The sequence below is a fragment of the Lysinibacillus sp. ACHW1.5 genome, from assembly GCF_022014815.1.
Classification (GTDB): Bacteria; Bacillota; Bacilli; order Bacillales_A; family Planococcaceae; genus Lysinibacillus; species Lysinibacillus capsici.
Genome location: NZ_CP091777.1, coordinates 1,725,745 through 1,744,155 on the forward strand (window position 1 = coordinate 1,725,745; position 18,411 = coordinate 1,744,155).

Here is an 18,411-nt window from a genome sequence, read left to right on the forward strand (position 1 = left end):
AAAGAATTCCTTATTCATCTATTGATAAAAAGTACACTTTCGAGGTGATTAACCATGATGACGAAAAATCAAATCAATGAACGTGAACAATTAGAAATGTTAACGATTGATCAATTAGTTCCCCAAGATCATTTAGTACGAAAACTAGAGGCGGCTATTGATTTTTCATTTATCTATCCTTTAGTAGAACATCTCTATTCACCTAATGGGCGTCCTAGTATTGATCCTGTTGTTCTCTTTAAAATGACGTTTATTCAGTACGTTTTTGGTATACGGTCCATGCGTCAAACCATCAAAGAAATTGAAACGAATATGGCGTATCGTTGGTTTTTAGGATTTGGCTTCCATACAGAAGTTCCGCATTTCTCTACCTTTGGTAAAAATTATGTCCGTCGCTTTCAAGACACTGATATATTTGAGCAGATATTCTATCGTATATTAAAAGAGATTATGCATCAAGGACTCCTCCATGCAGACCATTTATTTATCGATTCTACGCATGTGAAAGCGAGTGCGAATAAACGAAAGTATGATAAAAAAGTTGTGCGAAAAGAAACACGGGCTTATGAAGAGAAACTTCAATTAGAGTTAAATATTGATCGTGAGGAACATGGAAAAAAGCCCTTTTCCCCGGAGAAATTTGAAAAAGAAGAATGGAAAGAAATAAAGGAAAGCACGACAGATCCTGAAAGTGGGTATTACGTGAAGGATGAACGTACGAAACAGTTTGCGTATTCTTTTCATGCAGCGACAGATGAAAAGGGCTTTGTCTTAGGTGCCATTGTGACTCCGGGAAATGTGCACGATAGCCATGTATTGCAGCCACTTGTTGAAAGAGTCATTCAAAACGTTCAAAAACCAATCGCTGTTGCGGCAGATGCAGCCTATAAAACACCAGCGATTACGAACTTTTTATTAGAGAATCAAATGTTGCCTGTTCTTCCGTATACACGTCCTAAAACGAAAGATGGATTCTTCCGAAAGCACGAGTATATATATGACGAGCACTATAATTGTTATCTTTGCCCACAAGGGCAGATATTGAAGTATGCAACAACGACGAAAGAAGGATATCGGCAATATAAATCGAATCCTTTGATTTGTGCGAAGTGTCCAAGCCTTTCCCAGTGTACAGAAAGTAAGCATCATCAAAAACTCATTCAACGCCATATCTGGGAGTCGTATGTGGAGGAAGCTGAACATTTACGCCATTCCTATGACATCAAACAAATCTATGCAAAGCGCAAAGAAACGATTGAGCGTGTCTTTGCCGATGCAAAAGAAAAGCATGGTATGCGATGGACAACCTTAAGAGGTCTGAAAAAATTGTCCATGCAGGCGATGCTTACTTTTGCTGCCATGAATTTAAAGAAACTGGCTACTTGGACGTGGCAAGTAGCTTAAGAGAGCAACTATGCTCGAAGCGTATGTTGGATTTGGTAATGTATGACCAAATATCAAGACGACATAGGAAGAAAAATGATAAAAGCCCTTGAGAGTGAACTTCTCGAGGGCTTTTGTCTACAGTCTGAAACCCTCTACCTTTAGAGGGTTTATCTTTATCAATAATTTATTAATGATAAACATTAAAAAAATATTGATAGAGATAAAATGGGATGTATAATAGAGAGAAGGGAGGGAGAGGTTGATAATGGGGCAAACAATTCAAAGTAAAGAATTTCGATGGATGACAAAGGGGCTTCGTACCGCTTTTACCATCATCATGGTGATGATGATTTTTGTCTTGACGATGCTCGCGATTTTTATGGTGGGGGCAATAGTAGTATCAGAGCAACAAGTGAATCATTTATTAGCAAAGGGCAGTGTGACCGCTGCCGTTCAGTTAGAAGGATTGGAAATGAAGCTGGCAGACCATGTGACAAGGGACATTCACTATTCAAAAAAAGATGTCATGACCTTTCTATTTACTGCTACAATATACATAGCTATTTTATTAATGATTATTGTACAAGTGAGGAATATATTAAGTAACTTATCAAAAGGTATTGTATTTTCACTCGCTAATAGTAAAAAAATGGAGAGAATTGCCTACTGTGTGATTGTATTGAGCTTGACAGTAAATGCATTTCGTACATATACCGTCTATCTGATTATGCAACAATTCCAATTGGAGTCCCGATTTGTAGAGACGGGTTTGATCAAGGGGATTAGCTATCATTTTACAGGCATTCACTGGACTCTTTTACTATGTGGTGTGGTGATTTGGACCTTTGCACGTATTTTCCGATACGGTGCATTCCTTCAGGATGAATATGATGCAACAGCTTAGGAAGTGAAAACATGACCATAATTATTCGATTAGATCGTATGCTAGCGGATCGTAAAATGCAGCTGAGTGAACTTGCAGAGAGGGTAGATGTTTCGATTGTCAATCTCTCTAATTTAAAAACAGGCAAAGTAAGAGCCGTACGTTTTTCTACATTAAATGCCATTTGTAAAGCTTTGGGCTGCCAGCCAGGAGATATATTGGAGTATGTAGAGGAAGAAGATGACATCTAGAAGCAAAGCAGAAAGGATTTTTTGAATGACGGCTTTTAGTTTTTTAATGCTCGCTATCATAGCAGAGGTTTTTGCCAGTTCCTTGCTCAAGCGTACGGAGGGCTTCACACGAATTGGGCCATCAATTGGCGTAGTAGTAGGCTATGGAACGGCATTTTATTGTTTAGCCTTAACATTAAAAGTGATTCCTATTGGCACAGCCTATGCAATTTGGGCAGGTTTAGGGACAGCGTTAACCGCTATTGTGGGAGTTGTCCTCTATAAGGAACGATTTAATCGCAAGAAGGTATTAGGGATTCTATGCATTATCTTGGGTGTTGTGGTACTCAATCTTGCTGGTGGTCATTAGGAGGCTGAACAGGATGAAAGGCTATTTATTTTTAACACTATCGATTATAAGCGAGATCTTTGCAACAACCATGCTGAAGTTCTCAGACGGCTTTACTGTCCTCGTCCCATCCTTGGCGGTAGCAATTGGCTATGGTATTTCGTTTTATAGCCTATCCCTCTGCTTAAAAACCATGCCATTAAGCTTGGCCTACGCTATCTGGTCAGGTGTCGGCACAGCTTTAACCGTTCTGGTAGGCATTGTCATTTGGCACGATATTTTTACTGTTTATTCTGCGATCGGTATTGTCCTCATTATAGGGGGCGTTATCTTGTTGAATCAGGGGGATAAAGGTGAAGAAGTGGTGGATAGCCTAGCAAAAGCGTCAGATCTGTGAGGATAGGCGGATAGAAATGCGAAAGTAGCGGATAGCGGTTCTAAATCAAGGGATAGGATTAGCACATCGACGGATAGCCCTGCCAAAACCTAGGTTTGATTCAGCGCAAACCAATAGAATGGGGGAATTTGATGATAAAAGCTCTAATTTTTGATTTTGACGGTACAATCATTGATACGGAAACAGCATGGTATAACGTTTTTAAAGATGCCTATGCACAATATGGTGTTGAATTATCGTTAGCAACCTATGCTAAGTGCCTTGGGACCAATCTTCAAACCTTTAATCCCTATACATATCTTGTTACACATCATCACATACAACTGGATGTGGAGGCTTTTCAAACATCCATTCAGCAACGCCATGCACAATGGATGGAAACGGAAACGCTAAGACCTGGTATTTTAACATTGCTACAGCAGGCAAAGGAAGCGGGTTTGAAGATTGGACTTGCTAGTAGCTCCAGTCGTCAATGGATTGATGTGTATATGGATCGGCTGGGTATCCGACATTACTTTGATTGCTTTTGTAGCGCTGACACGGTGACAAATGTTAAGCCTGATCCAGAGCTTTACTTGCAGGCGCTTGAACAATTAGGAGTAGAGGCTGATGAGGCCATGGCAATTGAGGATTCACCGAATGGCGCACAAGCCGCTGTAGCAGCGGGACTTTATACAGTGGTCATTCCGAACGAGATTACCAAGCAATTACCATTCAATACAAAACACCATACCGTTACTGCATTAGAACAATACACAATACATGATCTCCTCGCAACATAAGCTTTGGCAAAAGCCTCCCCCTCATTGGTGGAGGTTTTTTTAGTTTCTTTAGGAAGAAGTCGCCATATTTTTTGTCGCAACATATGATAACGAGAGGGCAACTTACACGGATCAAATCGTATAGTCAAACTAAGAGAGGGGGCTACGAATTGAATAGTGATAAGAAAAGAAATCACTTTTTATGTGAAGCTTTAAGTGATTTAAAGGATCTTCAGGATATTATGATGAATTTTCATTCTAAATATTTTGGTCAGCTACTTATTAAAATTGTCGGGAGTGATACGATTCCATTTTTTTTAATTACACATAGTGGTGCTCATTTAAGTTTATTGGATACAGTGAAACAGTTTGAGACAGAGTTTTTCCGCATTGAGGATGTTGATAGAGAGCGTTGCCGTGGCACAGTATCATTGTTGCGTGCTTTTGATTATGAAGGAAACGATACAAATTCGATTGCAGATGTGGTGAGGTTAGAAAAAACAAGTACAAAGAAATCTATTGAACTCAGTGGTATATCGGCCATTCAGCTCTTAAAGCCAGACATGTTGAAGGGGAAATTTATCATAGAGCCGAAATGGTAGTACCATATTAAACTACTAAAGCTAGAGCATCTGTCTATATGCAAGGGATACAAAGTGAATGTAATAGAGAGAGAATCTAATGAAAGGAAGTTTAGCTATGACGATTATTGGTATGCTGCATCATCGACTTGATCCAACAACAGTGCTCAAGTCCTATGCCTTTGCAGCAGTTGCGAAAGCTGAAGGCGCAACATTTTTTTACTTCACACCTAAAAGTGTGGACTTTGCCAAACGTTCTATTCGAGCAAAGGTCTATGAGAATGGACAATGGCAAGAGAAAACAATGCCCTTTCCTGATGTTATCTATAATGCAGGAAGCCCTGAGAAATTATCTGTCTCGAAGGAGATTATTGACCGTTTAAAAGAGGAGATTCCATTCACAACCCATTCAATCGGGAACAAATGGAATGTGATGAAACGATTAAAGGAAGCGAAGGAATTTGAACAGTATTTGATTCCCTCTGAAATTGTAAAGGATGCCGATTTATTTCATAAGTTCGTTAATTATTATAAACGAGTTGTGTTTAAGCCAATTGATGGACGAAAAGGGAAGGGTATTTATTTTATAACGAAGGCTGGAGCCAAATATTTTGAGGTGCGAAAGGATAGCACCACGACAACCTATACAAAGCCACAATTGGATGCATTGATAAAGGAGCAACTTACGTCTGGCACCTTTATTATGCAGCCGTATATTCAATCTGTTACAAAATCTGGTCAGGTCTATGATTTCCGCCTACATGTTCAAAAAAATGGAGAAGGTAAATGGGTAGTGACAACGGTGTATCCACGCATTGCACCGAATGGCTCCATCATACCGAATATTAATAATGGTGGCTATACCAATTATTTAGATCCTTTTTTGGAGCAGGAGTTTAAGGAAGAGGCCTATAATATTCGGCGAATGCTTGAGCATTTTTCACTGGCGCTGGCACATCATCTAGATGAAATTCAAATGGCGAAATTTGGGGAAGTTATTGATGAAATTGGCATTGATGTAGGGTTAGATCAACATCAAAAAATTTGGATGTATGAGGTCAATTGGCGCCCAGGCTGTCCTCCTGCCTTTTACTTGGAATTAGATGTGGTCATCCATTCTATCCGTTATGCGATGTATCTTGCCAAAAATCAAAAACCGCTGAAAAAGAAAATTGTCCAACAAAAAACGAAGCAGGTGGAGGCAAAGAAAACCTTACCTATTATTGCGATTACAGGAAGTGCAGGGAAAACCACGACAAAGGCATTTGTGGGTTCGATTTTATCGAAAAAGTGGAATGTATTTGAATCAAAGGATTATTGGAATACGACGGAGCATACGAAAAAGCATAAGGAAGAAATCAATGATACACATCAGGCCGTTGTATTAGAGTATGGTATGGCTTACCCAGGCATTATTACTAATCACTGTAGCATCATTCAGCCGAATATTAGTATTGTAACGAATATAGGCTTAGCCCATGTTGGGAACTTTGATGGAGATGTAAGGGGTGTTGCCAAGGCAAAATCGGAATTGATTCATGGCATGGATCAACAGGGATTACTCATTGTCAATCAAGATGATGACAATTCAAGATACTTAGAGACACAGCAATTTAAAGGGAAAATCATCACGGTAGGCATTAAAAAAGAAGCGGATTACTGTGCATATGATTTGCAATATAAAGATGTCGGCATGTCCTTTAAAATGAAGCTGCATGGGCAAGAAATAGAATTATATATTCCTATTTTAGGAGAACATCATGTATACAACGCATTGAATGCAGTGGCAGTGGCTGATTTTTTAGGATTTAGTCCACTTGATATTCAGGCAGGGCTCAACTTTAAAAAACCACCAAGACGTTTAACGATTTATAATTGCCGTGATGATATAACGGTTATTGATGATACAGTACACTCTCATCCGCAGGGGGTTCGTGCTGCGCTCGATGTACTGAAGAATATCGCAACAAATCGCAAGGTAGCCATTATTGGGCAAATGCGAGAACTTGGTGTCTTGAGGGAAGAGGAATATCGTAAGGTTGGAGAGTACGTGTATGAGATCGGCATCGATGAATTTATTACCTATGGCTTTAGGACAGATGAAATGAGTAATGCTGCCATCGCGAAGGGCATGGACCCATCCAGAGTACATCATTTTATTAATAAAGATCAATTGCATGCCCTTCTTGAAAAGCTCATTAAGCCCCATGATACCATTCTTGTGAAGGGTGCAAGTAAAACCAATATGTTTGAAACCGTGAAGTTTTTAGATCAAACGTTTAAAGAAGAATAATCGTTTACGACTGATGAAGATAAAAAAGCCCGAGTAACTGTCCACTGGCAAGCGGCAATTATTCGGGTTATTTTTTTCAAACTCTCAAAATGAATTTTATTTCCTTCGCTGCAGTGATTGCGTGATTTCTTGCTTCCTTCAAGGTTGCTCCCTCTGCAATGACATAGGCGTAACGATGACCCATCGATAAAGGTGGGGTGAGGAGGGTGCCTCTTCTCGGTTTGACATATACTTCAACGACGCCATTTGATCTTGTCGCTCTTGCCTTGCCAATAACCTTTTCTAAAATTCCTCTACTTTCCACAATGACATATTTTGTATACACAAATTTTTTATGTCTTGGTTGCAGATTAGGCTGTTCTCCTAGCAAAATCTTCAGTGTTTCTTCTACTAAACTAAAACCTAGAGCTGCTTGTAGCATATTATTCATAGCGCCACCTGAAATTCGAGGATTGATCTCGATAAGTTTCCAACCATTTTGGGTTAATCGAAGCTCTAAGTGAAGAGCCCCATTCTCAATACCAAAGGCTTTCACGATGGAATGGAGTACCTCCTCGATGCCTGATTGGATGTCTTTAGGGGCTTTCACTAGAACACCATAGCCAGTAATGATAAATCGTTTTCCTTGCGTAATTTCTTGCTCAATTATACCAATGACATGTGGTTGTTGTTGATAAACAACCGCCTCTACTAAATATTGAGGGCCATCTAGATATTCTTCAATCATGATGGTTTCATAGGGATTTTTACTGCGTAGTGCTTTGAGGTGGTTATTGAGCTGGTCGGCATCCGTTGCTAGTAAGACATCTTTTGAGCCAGTTGATTTAGGAGATTTTACGATTAATGGAAAGGTTAAATTTTTAGCTATAGGTTCGTTCGGTTTCATGAGCGAAAATTTTGGTGAGTATGGTTGATCTTGTAAAAACTTTCTTGTTTTTTCTTTATCCTCCATAGTTTCAATGGCACTGGAGGATGTATAGTTCTGACAAAATTCATCACATAGTATTGAAGCAATATGGACAAATGGATCAACAAAACTAACGATACTTTTAATATTTAATCCAGCTTTTCCTAGTTTCTCAATTTCATCTTTCATGCTCTCGATATCAAAAGTATCAATGAGTATCATTTTATGGATGTCGGGGTAGGCTCTGCGCTGCTGAAGTTGTTTTTCATTATTTGTGAAAAGTACTGTGAAGTAGCCTAATTTTTCTGCTGCCCTTGTTGCTTCACGACTAGACCCAGATTTGTTTGTACCGATAAATACAATGGCTTTCAGGTATATCACTCCTTCTATTGGTACTTAGATACTTAATCACCTTTATATATATGCAATGAAATAGATTTCCTCTAGTTATGTATCTTGTCTACATCCAAGCAACTTTTAAAAGGTTACATATACTAGAAAAGAAAGGAGGGAGAAAAGATATGAAGCCTCTTTCGGTGAAAAATTTAGCAATGATTACGGCAGGCTATCTAGTGCACGGGTCAGAGGATACACTGATTCAGCATGGGGCTTATCGATTAAAGCAAGTGAAAAAGTCCAATACGGCCCTTTTTACAAGTAAACGTATTGTTAATTGGAAAAATCTTGAGCCACTTTCTCCTCTAGTGCTAGTGACCGATAGAGCTTATCGGCCAACTGACATTCCCAATCATGTCATTATGATACAGGTAGCGAATGCAGAAGAGGCCTATTGGAAATTTGTCCATTTTTATCGCAGCCAGTTTCATATTCCGATTGTCGCGATCACAGGTACATCAGGCAAAACAACGACAAAAGAGATGATTAAACATATTCTTTCGGCTGATCGGAAAGTGACTGCGACGACATTGAGCAGCAATTCTAGAACGGCTTCTTTGCAATATTTACTGGGCATTGAGGATGAAACCGAGGCTGCCGTTTTTGAAACAGCAGTGGGCTCACCTGGAGACGTTACGAATGCAGGGAGATATTTCAAACCGACAATCGGTATTATTACGAATATCGGAGCCCATCATTTAAATTATTGCAAAACATTAGAAGGCTATATTCAAGCAAAGGGAGAAATGCTAGATATCATTCATCCAAAAGGTACATTAATTATCAATGCTGAAGATATGAATACGAAAAAAATAGATGTTTCGAGATTTCGTGGGCGTTTGATTAGGGTAGGAAAGCATGACTCCTGTGATTTTCGCGCAAGCCATATCCACTACTATCAAAAAGGGATGAAATTTATTCTGCATCATGATAGAAAAAGCTATGACATACTTGTACCAGGGTTTGGAGAGCATCAGGTTTATAATGCTCTTGCTGCCATTGCCGCGGTCCATGATATGGGGATCCCTATTCCAGTCGCAGCACAACAGCTTCAATCATTCCGTCAATTAAAAAAACAACTGCAACTCTTTGAGGGCATTAATCATTCCATGTTATTGGATGATACATGGAGTATTACAACCACTTCCTTAGAGGCTGCCTTAAAAGTGTTGAATGAATTAGGTGACGGCAAGAAAAAGATTGCGGTTATTGGTACGATTACCGATTTAGGTTCATGGGGCTACATTATTCACGAACAGGCGGGTGAATTAATTCAACGGATTGGCGTGGATGTCCTGATTACCATTGGAGAACACGCAAGGATTATGGCTGATCATGCAGTAAAGCTAGGATTTAGCGCGCCTGTTTATACATTTAAAAATAGTACGCTAGTCTATCCGTTATTGCAGAAGATTGTGGATGAAAATACCATCATTCTCATAAAGGGAGATATGTATAGCAAACAGGTCTCTAAACTAGCAACGGAGCTAAAGCTAAAGCCTCCACCACCTGCTGATTAGCTTCTTTCCATATAGGATATTGACTGTGCCACATAGAAGAGCTTTCTAATAAGGTATAGTAATTGATCAAAAAGCAGCACGCTAGATCAAGAGAAGAAATAAGTCATCTACAAGATTGATAAAGAGAGGAGGCGTAGTACACTTGCAATCCATTAGTGTGCAGAAACTTAGAAATGTCCTACAGGGAAAGCTCATTCACGGATCTGAACAATGGTCTGTTAAGCAGGCGATCTACTATAATCGGCATGATTTAACAAAGAGCCATTCGCTCCTGTTTGTTAGTCGAAACGATCAAATCAATTGGCAAGAGATTGATCGGAAAGGTCCGTCTCTTATCATATCCGATAAATCGTCTACAGAGTTAAAAAATGCACTGGAAAATACAACCGTTTTACAAGTGAAAAGTGTTGCACAGGCATATTGGACATTTATCGAGTATTATCGTGGGCTCTTTGAAATTCCCGTTGTGGCTTTAACAGGAACTTGTGGGAAAACAACGACAAAAGAGATGTTAAAACATATTGCTAGTCAGCATTGGCAAGTGCAAGCATCCATCAGTAGTAAAAACGAGCCAAGGCAATCATTACCTTATTTAACGGGCATTGACGATAAAACACAAGCTGCTATCTTTGAATTAGGCTTAGGGAATACGGGGAATATTAAACATCAATGTATGATCTATCAGCCAACTATTGGGATCATTACAAACATTGGTGTGCATCATCTAGATGGCTGTCTCAATTTGGAGGGCTATATTAAGGCTAAGGCAGAAATTGTGGAAGGCATTAAAGAAGATGGCACGTTAATCATTAATGCTGATGATGCCAATACTAAAAAAATCTCATTGAAAAGATTTAAAGGGAAGATTATCAAGTTTGGCTTACAGGATACGGCAGATTACAAGGCTTCGAAAGTGGAGTTTGCCAATACGGGCATGAAGTTTGTTTTAGAGGTAGCGGATGAAACATACAATGTGTTTGTCCCAGGCTATGGAGAGCATCAGGTCTATAATGCCTTAGCCGCGATTGCAGCGAGCCATGAAATGGGGCTGACCATTCGTCAGGCAATCGCAGGACTAAGAACATTTAAACAGATGGCAAGACATTTAGAGTTTACGACAGGACTTGGTGACAGTACGATTATTGATGATACATGGACAAATAACCCAACATCTGTAGAGGCAGCCTTAAAAGTGCTAGATACGGTGGGAAAAGACAAAAAGGTCATTCTTGTTTTAGGGGATATAAAGCGATTAGGCAATTTTGAAGAAAAATATCATCGCGAAATCGGCTCCATGGTAGCAGTAAGAAAGATCGATACATTGATTACCATCGGCAAAAGGGCAGAGAAGATTGCCGATCAAGCGCAAAAGGATGGAACCAGCGCAGAGGTTCATACGTTTAAAGAGGTAGCAGGCGTTTTAGAATTATTGAAACCAAAGCTAGATGCAGACACGATAGTTTTAATTAAGGGACCGATGTCTAGTAGATCCATGATCGAATTTGCCAATAAACTAAAAAACGCATAGAAAAAGGGTGTCTCAACATGATTGAGACACCCCTATCCTCATTTATTTTAAGACGCGTCGAGCGCTTACAAAATTCTTTTGTGCCCACGTCGAAGAAATGTTTTGTTTTACAATATTATTAGTTGTCATACTAATATATTGGTTATTGCCTATATAAATACCCGTTTGTGTGATCTCTTGTCCACCATTATTCGTAGAGAAGAACAGTAGATCCCCTTTTTGTAATTGTGATTTTTGAATACGTGTCCCTACTAAAGCCTGTTTACTTGCTAGTTTATCTTTTAAATCAATACCATGCTTTTTAAAGACATAATAAGTAAAGCCCGCACTTGTAAAAGTCAGTGCACTCTCATTGTACGTATAGCCGAATTTTGCTTTGCTTGCTAAGCCAGTAGCAGTTGCAATAATTTTATCGGCAGATGTACTTGCTGAAGGTGCACTTACGCTGGGCGTAGAGGTGCTACCAGAGAAAACGCGCTTCGCTGTAATATAATGTTCAGTATAGTAATCTACAAATAATACTCTTGTCATTACACCATCTGAATTAGGGATGATGATACGGTGATCTCCTGCGTAAATCCCGACAAGTGAAGGTGTTTTAGAGCCTTTGACACTATTAAAGAAAACTAGGTCACCTTTCTTTAAGTTAGCACGTGCCACAGTGGATCCTTGGTTCATTAATTGGTTTAATGAAGTTGCGCCGAGTGTCACACCACTTTTACGATAGATAAAATCAACGAAAGTTGGAGCTGTAAAGCGTAAGCTAGCCTCATTTGTTGTGGAACTAATCGTTACTTTGTTTTTATAGGATAGAGCATTCTCTACAATTTTATCGCCTTTTGTAGCAGGGTTGGCAGATAGCAGAGTAGGTAATACTCTACGTGCAGATACATAGTTTTCCGTATAATACGGCTTACTATTTAAATCAGAGATAACTATATTTTGTTTGGTATCAGCCATATGGATGATTTTATTGTCGCCAATATACATGCCGACATGATCGGGATCAGTTCCTGTTTTTTTACTTTTAAAGAACACTAAATCGCCTTTTTGTAATTGGTTTCTCGCTACATAAGTCCCTTGCTGAATCATATAATTTTCATTATACGTACCAAGGTCTACCCCGTTTTTCTCGAAGATGTACATTAAAAATGAAGCACAAGAAAATTTGTATGGGTATGTAGGCTTGTAAACTGAATTGCTGTATGTTGCTTGCCCCATTAAGCTTTTACCAGTCTGAATTAATTGGTCTGCTTTTGCAGCTACCGCCTGTGCGTTGTTCTGAGCATTTGTAGTCGCAGCCTCTACTTGTATTGGCGGGATCGCTGTTTGCACCATTCCAAATGAACTAAATCCAATTGTTAATGCAAGTGTTGTAGATAAAAATCGTTTATTCATTTTGTGTAACCTCCTAAAGCATCTAGTAGGATTTCTCCTGTATACCTTTGCCATGGAAATAATCGTAGCATGAAAAAGTAGGGCTTCTGAGCGGTAAATGTTACCAGGGTAACTGAAGGGAGGGCTTCAACACTTGCTATAAAAGGCTTTATCAAGGGAATTTACAGTTTTATTACAAATGTTTCAGTAAGATGTAATATGGAACAATTCCATGAAAAAAGCTGCCCCAAAACGAGGCAGCCTACACGATTTTCTGTATCATTTCTACACGATTACCAAAGGGATCACGGAATTCAAAACGCTCGTAATGAGGAATAGGCACAGAATCGAGTATCTTGATTTGATGAGCTGCGAGTTTCTTCCGCCAATACTGAATATCCGCTACTTGATATGCAATATGCGCCTTTGTGGTCAAACGATCGAAGCCATCCTCTGTCCCTACATGGACCTCCTGTTGACCAAGCTGTAACCAAAATCCCCCACGTCCTTTGAGAGAGTCAGGCTTCTCTAATTCTTGAAGTCCTAAGACATGACAATAAAAATCCTTCCCTTGCTCCTCACAACCTTTCGGAATTGTAATTTGCACATGATGTAAACCCATTATCATCTCAGACCGCCCCCTTTTTTTCTTAATTATAGAGTAATTTCTAAATATTTGAAATGGATGGGAGGATAGAATTTGAACTGATGGATAGAACTTTAAAAGTAGGGGATAGAATTCTAAATCATCAAATGGAAGGATAGAGTTTAAACTGGTGGATAGAATTTCAAAAGTGGAGGATAGAATTCAAAAACTGGTGGATAGAATTATCAAATTGAAGGATAGAGTTTAAACTGGTGGATAGAATTTCAAAAGTGGAGGATAGAATTCAAAAACTGGTGGATAGAATTATCAAATTGAAGGATAGAGTTTAAACTGGTGGATAGAACTTCAAAAGTGGAGGATAGAATTCAAAAACTGGTGGATAGAATTATCAAATTGAAGGGTAGAGTTTAAACTGGTGGATAGAATTTCAAAAGTAGAGGATAGAATTCTAAAACTGGCGGATAGAATTATCAAATTGAAGGATAGAGTTTAAACTGGTGGATAGAATTTCAAAAGTGGAGGATAGAATTCTAAAACTGGTGGATAGAATTATCAAATTGAAGGATAGAGTTTAAACTGGTGGATAGAACTTTAAAAGTGGAGGATAGCGCTTCAAATTTAGTGGATAAAACCTCGAAAGAGAGGGATAGAGCTCTAAATCTAATCTTTAGAACTTCAAAAGACCAACATTTCTATTCTGTTAAGATTTAATACTATGGTATAATAATAAAAACGGAATAATAGGATAGAGGTACAAATTAGATTTTTTAATTTGTTTAAAAGGGAAGATCGGTGTGAATCCGACGCTGTCCCGCAACTGTAAATGGGAGCACATTTCAAAAGGCCACTGTTACGAGTCGGAATGGGAAGGTGAAAGGTGTGATGAACATAAGCCAGGAGACCTGCCTTTATCTAGTACAGCCAAAAAACCTACGCGGATAGGGGGTGTTGAGTGTGACTAGAGAATTTCTCCTGCATGCTCATAGTACGATGATTGCTAAAAAGGGTGCTTCTATGTTTAATAGAAAGCTTCTTTCCATCTGGCAATCACCGTATTATGTCGTGTATTTGTCATAGTAGACATCTTTCTGATGAGGGAAAGATGTTTTTTTATGGAAAAAATTAAAGGAGCGGTCCACATGAATCCACAAGTTGTTGAGTACTATGAAAGCTTATTCAAATTTGAAATTATGCAAGAGCCTAAACCCTTAAAGGAGCTTGTCGAACAATATGTTGGGCATGATGCTTCACATGAGCAATCTATTCTAGCAGCATACGCAAATGTTTTGAAAGAATTAAGAGGATAGAATATGTTTGGCTACTTCGAAAAACGAAGTAGCCATTTTTATGAGTAAATAACATAATACCAATTGGAATACATTTGTTTGTCATAAAACTGCCTTTAGGACTTCATTCATATTTCACTTTTTACTTATATAATTAATCTGCTATAAATAGAGAGATTGGAGATTAAATATGAAAAATTTGCTTTATTCTAGGTTTTGGCGACTGCATTTTTTCGCAGCACTTTTTATTACGCCTTTATTGCTGTCTCTCACATTAAGTGGGATTGGTTATTTGTTTTTTACAGATGTAGAAAATCGATTATATGACGATTATTTCTTTGGTGAGAGCCATAAGGAAGAGGTCTTAACAATTGATGAAGCCGTGGAAAAAGCGGAGGCAGCATTTGCAGGATACTCTACTACAAAAGTGATTATGTTGGAGGAGCCATATAATACGCGTTTAACTTTATCAAATGGCACTAAACAAAAGTACGTATTTTTAGACGATCACAATCAAATGGTTGGTAGTCAGGACGCCGATTATACATTTTCAAATATTATGAGAAATACGCATAGCTCCCTCTTTATTGGTGGTACCTTTGTAAACTATTTAGTAGAGCTAGCAGCTTGTTGGACGATCTTTTTATTACTGTCAGGTCTTTATATGACATTCAAGGGAAATCTCCTAAAGAAGGGCAAGTCAGAGAATAAGAGGCAAAAAAGTAAGAGATTGCATGCACTTGTTGGGACAATCATTACCATTCCAATGGTGATGTTCATTTCGACTGGGCTATTATGGTCTGCTTTTCAAGGTTCCATGCTTGCAGATATAGCGTCAGAAAATCCTACTTTTGGGTATCCATTACTCCAACAAAAGCCACCAACATCTGATGTCTCTGAAATTCCATGGGCCACTCGTCAATTAGAGGCACCGACATCAGAAGGAGAACATGCTCAACATCATGGCGGTGGTGCTGTCCGTTATACGAACGACAGCCAAATGACGATTGCTCAGCTTGAAAAAGAAATCAATTCGATGAACATTGCTAAGCCTTACTCTATAATTTATCCGACAAACGGTGAGGGCGTCTATACAGTGGCGAAGGCTAGTAATTCTGGTGTAACAGGGCTAGATGTAAAACCTACAGCGGAAGCCACAATGTATTTTGATCAGTATAGTGGCAAGTTTATCGATCAAGTGAATTATGACGATTATGGCCCATTAGCTAAATTCTTTACATGGGGAATACCATTACATGAGGGGCATTTATTCGGCTGGCCGAATAAGCTTTTAAACTTAGTGGTTTGTCTAGCCTTTTTAGCCGTAATCGTGTGGGGCATTCGCACTTGGATTTTACGTAGAAAAAAAGGGGAGCTGTCTGCACCACCGCAAATTTCTCATAAAATATCCATGCCATTCATTATTTTCCTTGTCATATTAGGGATTATGATGCCGCTATTTGGTGCGTCATTAATCGCTGTGGTAGTAATTGAATTTATCCTTTTAGGTTGGCAAACAAAGAAGAAGCTAAGAGCACAAGAAACTAAATAAAGCTAAGATGATACGGCACAGCGGGTTTGTGCCGTATCTTTTTTTTTGTTTATTTCATTTATAGGAACGCAATACTATACTGAAGCGGCAAAAATGTTTATAGATTTTTCAGCATGATTTTATAAAGTTTTAAGATTTGTATGGTACATTGCTAGTAGTTTCAGCTTATGGGGGTATGTAGATGTCAATAAAAACAAGGTTTTTGCTATCTTATGTGGGTGTCATCATCATTGCCATCACACTATTACTAGCAGCGGTATTTCTTTTTTCCTTTGCCATTACAGGTGATGTCAAAGCGATTGAGCATTTTTATAAAAAATCTTATGTCCAAAAGCCTTTGACGACAGTAGAGGAAAATGCGTTTCTAGATTTAAAATTACTAGCTAAAAAAAGTCCCCAGCAGCTTTTAGATCTCGAACAGCTTGAACAAATCAATGCGCCTTCGATAGAGATTGTGGTACGAAAAGATCATCAAATCGTGTATTCAACACAGAAAGAGCATAAACAATTATTGCTTCAAAGCTTACCTAGCTTTGAAGCGACCAATATTAATTCTCGTGACACCATCATGATAAATCGAGCCTTTTATACGTATGTTAAATTTGATTTTTATTTTCCAGATCAAACAGAGGGCAGTATTTTCGTATTGAGAGAGGTTAGTTCCCATGCAGAGGTAACGAGGGAACTGCTACCGATTCTTTTAGGTATTTTATTTGTCCTGTTTATGATGATTATTGGCTTTTTAAATTATTTAGTATCAAGAAGTATTATTAAACCGATATCGGCATTAAAGGAAGGGGCAGAACGAATTAAATCGGGCGACTTGGATTTTGAAATTGCGACCCACTCGAAGGATGAAATTGGTCAGCTGAATCGGTCATTCGAGGAAATGAGAGTCAAATTAAAAGAATCCATCCAGCTTCAGCTTCAATATGAGGAAAATCGAAAGGAGCTCATCTCCAATATCTCCCATGATTTAAAAACGCCGATGACTTCCATTATCGGCTATGTGGAGGGCATTAAAGATGGTGTGGCAAATACAGAGGAAAAGATGGATAAATATTTAACGACTATCTATACAAAGGCAAAGGATATGGATGTATTAATTGATGAGCTATTCTTATTTTCTAAATTGGATTTGAAAAAGATTCCCTTCCAGTTGGAAAGCATCAATCTCCAGCAATATATGCATGATTATGTAGAGGATGCAAGCTTTGATTTTATTGCACGAGATATTCATTTACAATATCTATCAGCAGGCTCGCCGCTTTTGGCAATGGTGGACCGAGATAAATTAAGACGTGTCCTGACGAACCTTTTAAGTAATAGCGAAAAATATATGGATAAGCCGTATAAGCAAATCATTATTTCCTTGCATGAGCGAGCAGAGGATGCGATTATTCAGGTAACAGATAATGGTGCAGGCATTGATCCTGTCGCATTGCCCTATATTATTGATCGATTTTACCGTGCGGAGCCTTCACGTAATTCGCAAACAGGAGGCAGTGGCTTAGGGTTAGCCATTGCCAAACAAATCGTTGTTGAAATGGGTGGCGATATTTGGGCAAAGAGTGAATTAGCAAAGGGCACGAGCATATTCATTTCATTGAAAAAGGCTGAGGAGAAGGTGAATCATCATGAAAAAAATTCTGCTAATTGAAGACGAGGTGAGCATAGCTGAGCTTCAACGAGATTATTTAGAGATTAATGGCTTTACAGTAGATATCCAACATCATGGAGAGGATGGGCTACAGCAGGCACTTAAAGGTAATTATGATTTAATCATTTTGGATATTATGCTACCAGGGATAAGTGGCTTTGACATTTGTAAACAGATTCGAGCGGTACACAATATTCCCATTTTATTTGTTTCAGCTAAAAAGGAGGATATTGATAAAATTCGTGGTCTTGGACTAGGAGCGGATGATTATATTACAAAACCATTTAGTCCGAGTGAATTAGTGGCAAGGGTCAAGGCCCATTTGTCAAGATATGAGCGTCTGGCGAGCCATCAACAAACAAATCATATGATGTCCATTCATGGTATTACAATCGATACTTCGGCTAGAAAGGTGTTTGTTAATGGTGAGGAGATTGCCTTTACAACGAAGGAATTTGATTTACTTGTCTTTTTTGTTAGACACCCCAATCAAGTATTAAGTAAGGAACAGCTATATGAGCGAAACTGGGGCTATGAATCAGCTGCAGACGTTTCGACTGTCACTGTTCATATACGAAAGCTACGTGAAAAAATTGAACGAGAGCCAGCGCATCCCAAGTTTTTGGAAACAGTATGGGGTGCAGGCTATCGCTTCAATGTTTAAGTAAAACTACCTCGTCCTTGTGACGGGGTAGTTT

General features: G+C 38.8%; 18 protein-coding genes and 1 riboswitch. Of the genes, 15 read left to right on the top strand and 3 right to left on the bottom strand.

Annotated elements, in window-relative coordinates; genetic code table 11:
• Positions 1-54 precede the first annotated feature (54 nt).
• The 8 genes from L6W14_RS08170 (at position 55) to L6W14_RS08205 (ending at position 6,880) form a co-directional block, all read left to right on the top strand.
• Positions 55-1,404, top strand: a complete 1,350-nt coding sequence (locus tag L6W14_RS08170; RefSeq protein WP_237898043.1) for an IS1182-like element ISBsp5 family transposase — start codon at positions 55-57, stop codon at positions 1,402-1,404.
• Positions 1,405-1,651: 247 nt separating this feature from the next.
• Positions 1,652-2,290 (top strand): DUF2975 domain-containing protein, encoded by a 639-nt coding sequence (locus tag L6W14_RS08175; protein ID WP_237900287.1) that lies wholly within the window; start codon positions 1,652-1,654, stop codon positions 2,288-2,290.
• Between the two features lie 11 nt (positions 2,291-2,301).
• Positions 2,302-2,520: a helix-turn-helix domain-containing protein gene (locus tag L6W14_RS08180; RefSeq protein WP_004229412.1), complete on the top strand. Its 219-nt coding sequence runs from the start codon at positions 2,302-2,304 to the stop codon at positions 2,518-2,520.
• A 25-nt stretch (positions 2,521-2,545) separates the two neighbouring features.
• Entirely contained in the window at positions 2,546-2,869 is a 324-nt protein-coding gene (locus L6W14_RS08185) for a DMT family transporter (RefSeq protein ID WP_048390263.1), read from the top strand.
• A 13-nt stretch (positions 2,870-2,882) separates the two neighbouring features.
• Positions 2,883-3,245, top strand: a complete 363-nt coding sequence (locus tag L6W14_RS08190; protein WP_237900289.1) for a DMT family transporter — start codon at positions 2,883-2,885, stop codon at positions 3,243-3,245.
• 131 nt (positions 3,246-3,376) lie between these two features.
• Entirely contained in the window at positions 3,377-4,027 is a 651-nt protein-coding gene (locus L6W14_RS08195; RefSeq protein ID WP_237900292.1) for an HAD family hydrolase, read from the top strand.
• Between the two features lie 149 nt (positions 4,028-4,176).
• Positions 4,177-4,608: a hypothetical protein gene (locus L6W14_RS08200; RefSeq protein ID WP_066037421.1), complete on the top strand. Its 432-nt coding sequence runs from the start codon at positions 4,177-4,179 to the stop codon at positions 4,606-4,608.
• A 79-nt stretch (positions 4,609-4,687) separates the two neighbouring features.
• Positions 4,688-6,880: a YheC/YheD family protein gene (locus L6W14_RS08205; RefSeq protein WP_237900294.1), complete on the top strand. Its 2,193-nt coding sequence runs from the start codon at positions 4,688-4,690 to the stop codon at positions 6,878-6,880.
• A gap of 76 nt (positions 6,881-6,956) precedes the next feature.
• On the opposite strand, the gene L6W14_RS08210 is transcribed toward L6W14_RS08205, so the two are convergent.
• Positions 6,957-8,168 (bottom strand): ATP-grasp domain-containing protein, encoded by a 1,212-nt coding sequence (locus L6W14_RS08210; protein ID WP_237900296.1) that lies wholly within the window; start codon positions 8,166-8,168, stop codon positions 6,957-6,959.
• Positions 8,169-8,308: 140 nt separating this feature from the next.
• On the opposite strand from L6W14_RS08210, the gene L6W14_RS08215 reads away from it, so the two are divergent.
• Together L6W14_RS08215 and murF are read left to right on the top strand one after the other, a co-directional pair.
• The gene (locus L6W14_RS08215) at positions 8,309-9,703 is read left to right on the top strand and encodes a Mur ligase family protein (RefSeq protein ID WP_054550872.1); all 1,395 of its coding nucleotides are present in this window, start codon (positions 8,309-8,311) and stop codon (positions 9,701-9,703) included.
• 142 nt (positions 9,704-9,845) lie between these two features.
• On the top strand, positions 9,846-11,231 hold the full coding sequence (murF, locus tag L6W14_RS08220) for a UDP-N-acetylmuramoyl-tripeptide--D-alanyl-D-alanine ligase (protein WP_131519835.1): 1,386 nt from the start codon (positions 9,846-9,848) through the stop codon (positions 11,229-11,231).
• Positions 11,232-11,273: 42 nt separating this feature from the next.
• Here murF and L6W14_RS08225 read toward each other — a convergent pair whose 3' ends face one another.
• Together L6W14_RS08225 and L6W14_RS08230 are read right to left on the bottom strand one after the other, a co-directional pair.
• Positions 11,274-12,629 carry a C40 family peptidase gene (locus tag L6W14_RS08225; RefSeq protein ID WP_237900298.1) on the bottom strand — a complete coding sequence of 452 codons (1,356 nt, stop codon included), beginning with the start codon at positions 12,627-12,629 and terminating at the stop codon, positions 11,274-11,276.
• A gap of 241 nt (positions 12,630-12,870) precedes the next feature.
• Positions 12,871-13,236 carry a VOC family protein gene (locus L6W14_RS08230; RefSeq protein ID WP_048390278.1) on the bottom strand — a complete coding sequence of 122 codons (366 nt, stop codon included), beginning with the start codon at positions 13,234-13,236 and terminating at the stop codon, positions 12,871-12,873.
• A 711-nt stretch (positions 13,237-13,947) separates the two neighbouring features.
• Positions 13,948-14,140, top strand: a riboswitch (cobalamin riboswitch).
• A 29-nt stretch (positions 14,141-14,169) separates the two neighbouring features.
• Between L6W14_RS08230 and L6W14_RS23025 the strand changes: the two genes are divergently transcribed.
• From L6W14_RS23025 to L6W14_RS08250, 5 genes are all read left to right on the top strand, one after another.
• Positions 14,170-14,292: a hypothetical protein gene (locus L6W14_RS23025; protein WP_004229388.1), complete on the top strand. Its 123-nt coding sequence runs from the start codon at positions 14,170-14,172 to the stop codon at positions 14,290-14,292.
• A gap of 62 nt (positions 14,293-14,354) precedes the next feature.
• Positions 14,355-14,522: a hypothetical protein gene (locus L6W14_RS08235; protein ID WP_167444835.1), complete on the top strand. Its 168-nt coding sequence runs from the start codon at positions 14,355-14,357 to the stop codon at positions 14,520-14,522.
• A gap of 169 nt (positions 14,523-14,691) precedes the next feature.
• Entirely contained in the window at positions 14,692-16,053 is a 1,362-nt protein-coding gene (locus L6W14_RS08240) for a PepSY-associated TM helix domain-containing protein (protein ID WP_237900300.1), read from the top strand.
• A gap of 181 nt (positions 16,054-16,234) precedes the next feature.
• Positions 16,235-17,713 (top strand): sensor histidine kinase, encoded by a 1,479-nt coding sequence (locus L6W14_RS08245; RefSeq protein ID WP_237900303.1) that lies wholly within the window; start codon positions 16,235-16,237, stop codon positions 17,711-17,713.
• A complete protein-coding gene (locus tag L6W14_RS08250) occupies positions 17,691-18,377 on the top strand; it encodes a response regulator transcription factor (protein ID WP_112117822.1) in 687 nt (228 codons plus the stop codon). The genes L6W14_RS08245 and L6W14_RS08250 overlap by 23 nt, the downstream gene beginning before the upstream one ends.
• Positions 18,378-18,411 lie beyond the last annotated feature (34 nt).

Bases quoted from the DNA above. Each gene is read 5' to 3' on its own strand.
- L6W14_RS08235 (WP_167444835.1), top strand. From the start codon at position 14,355: ATGAATCCACAAGTTGTTGAGTACTATGAAAGCTTATTCAAATTTGAA.
- L6W14_RS08230 (WP_048390278.1), bottom strand. From the start codon at position 13,236: ATGATAATGGGTTTACATCATGTGCAAATTACAATTCCGAAAGGTTGT.
- L6W14_RS08170 (WP_237898043.1), top strand. From the start codon at position 55: ATGATGACGAAAAATCAAATCAATGAACGTGAACAATTAGAAATGTTA.
- L6W14_RS08180 (WP_004229412.1), top strand. From the start codon at position 2,302: ATGACCATAATTATTCGATTAGATCGTATGCTAGCGGATCGTAAAATG.
- L6W14_RS08250 (WP_112117822.1), top strand. From the start codon at position 17,691: ATGAAAAAAATTCTGCTAATTGAAGACGAGGTGAGCATAGCTGAGCTT.
- L6W14_RS08175 (WP_237900287.1), top strand. From the start codon at position 1,652: ATGGGGCAAACAATTCAAAGTAAAGAATTTCGATGGATGACAAAGGGG.
- L6W14_RS08195 (WP_237900292.1), top strand. From the start codon at position 3,377: ATGATAAAAGCTCTAATTTTTGATTTTGACGGTACAATCATTGATACG.
- L6W14_RS08215 (WP_054550872.1), top strand. From the start codon at position 8,309: ATGAAGCCTCTTTCGGTGAAAAATTTAGCAATGATTACGGCAGGCTAT.
- L6W14_RS08190 (WP_237900289.1), top strand. From the start codon at position 2,883: ATGAAAGGCTATTTATTTTTAACACTATCGATTATAAGCGAGATCTTT.
- L6W14_RS08225 (WP_237900298.1), bottom strand. From the start codon at position 12,629: ATGAATAAACGATTTTTATCTACAACACTTGCATTAACAATTGGATTT.
- L6W14_RS08185 (WP_048390263.1), top strand. From the start codon at position 2,546: ATGACGGCTTTTAGTTTTTTAATGCTCGCTATCATAGCAGAGGTTTTT.
- L6W14_RS08245 (WP_237900303.1), top strand. From the start codon at position 16,235: ATGTCAATAAAAACAAGGTTTTTGCTATCTTATGTGGGTGTCATCATC.
- L6W14_RS08240 (WP_237900300.1), top strand. From the start codon at position 14,692: ATGAAAAATTTGCTTTATTCTAGGTTTTGGCGACTGCATTTTTTCGCA.
- L6W14_RS08205 (WP_237900294.1), top strand. From the start codon at position 4,688: ATGAAAGGAAGTTTAGCTATGACGATTATTGGTATGCTGCATCATCGA.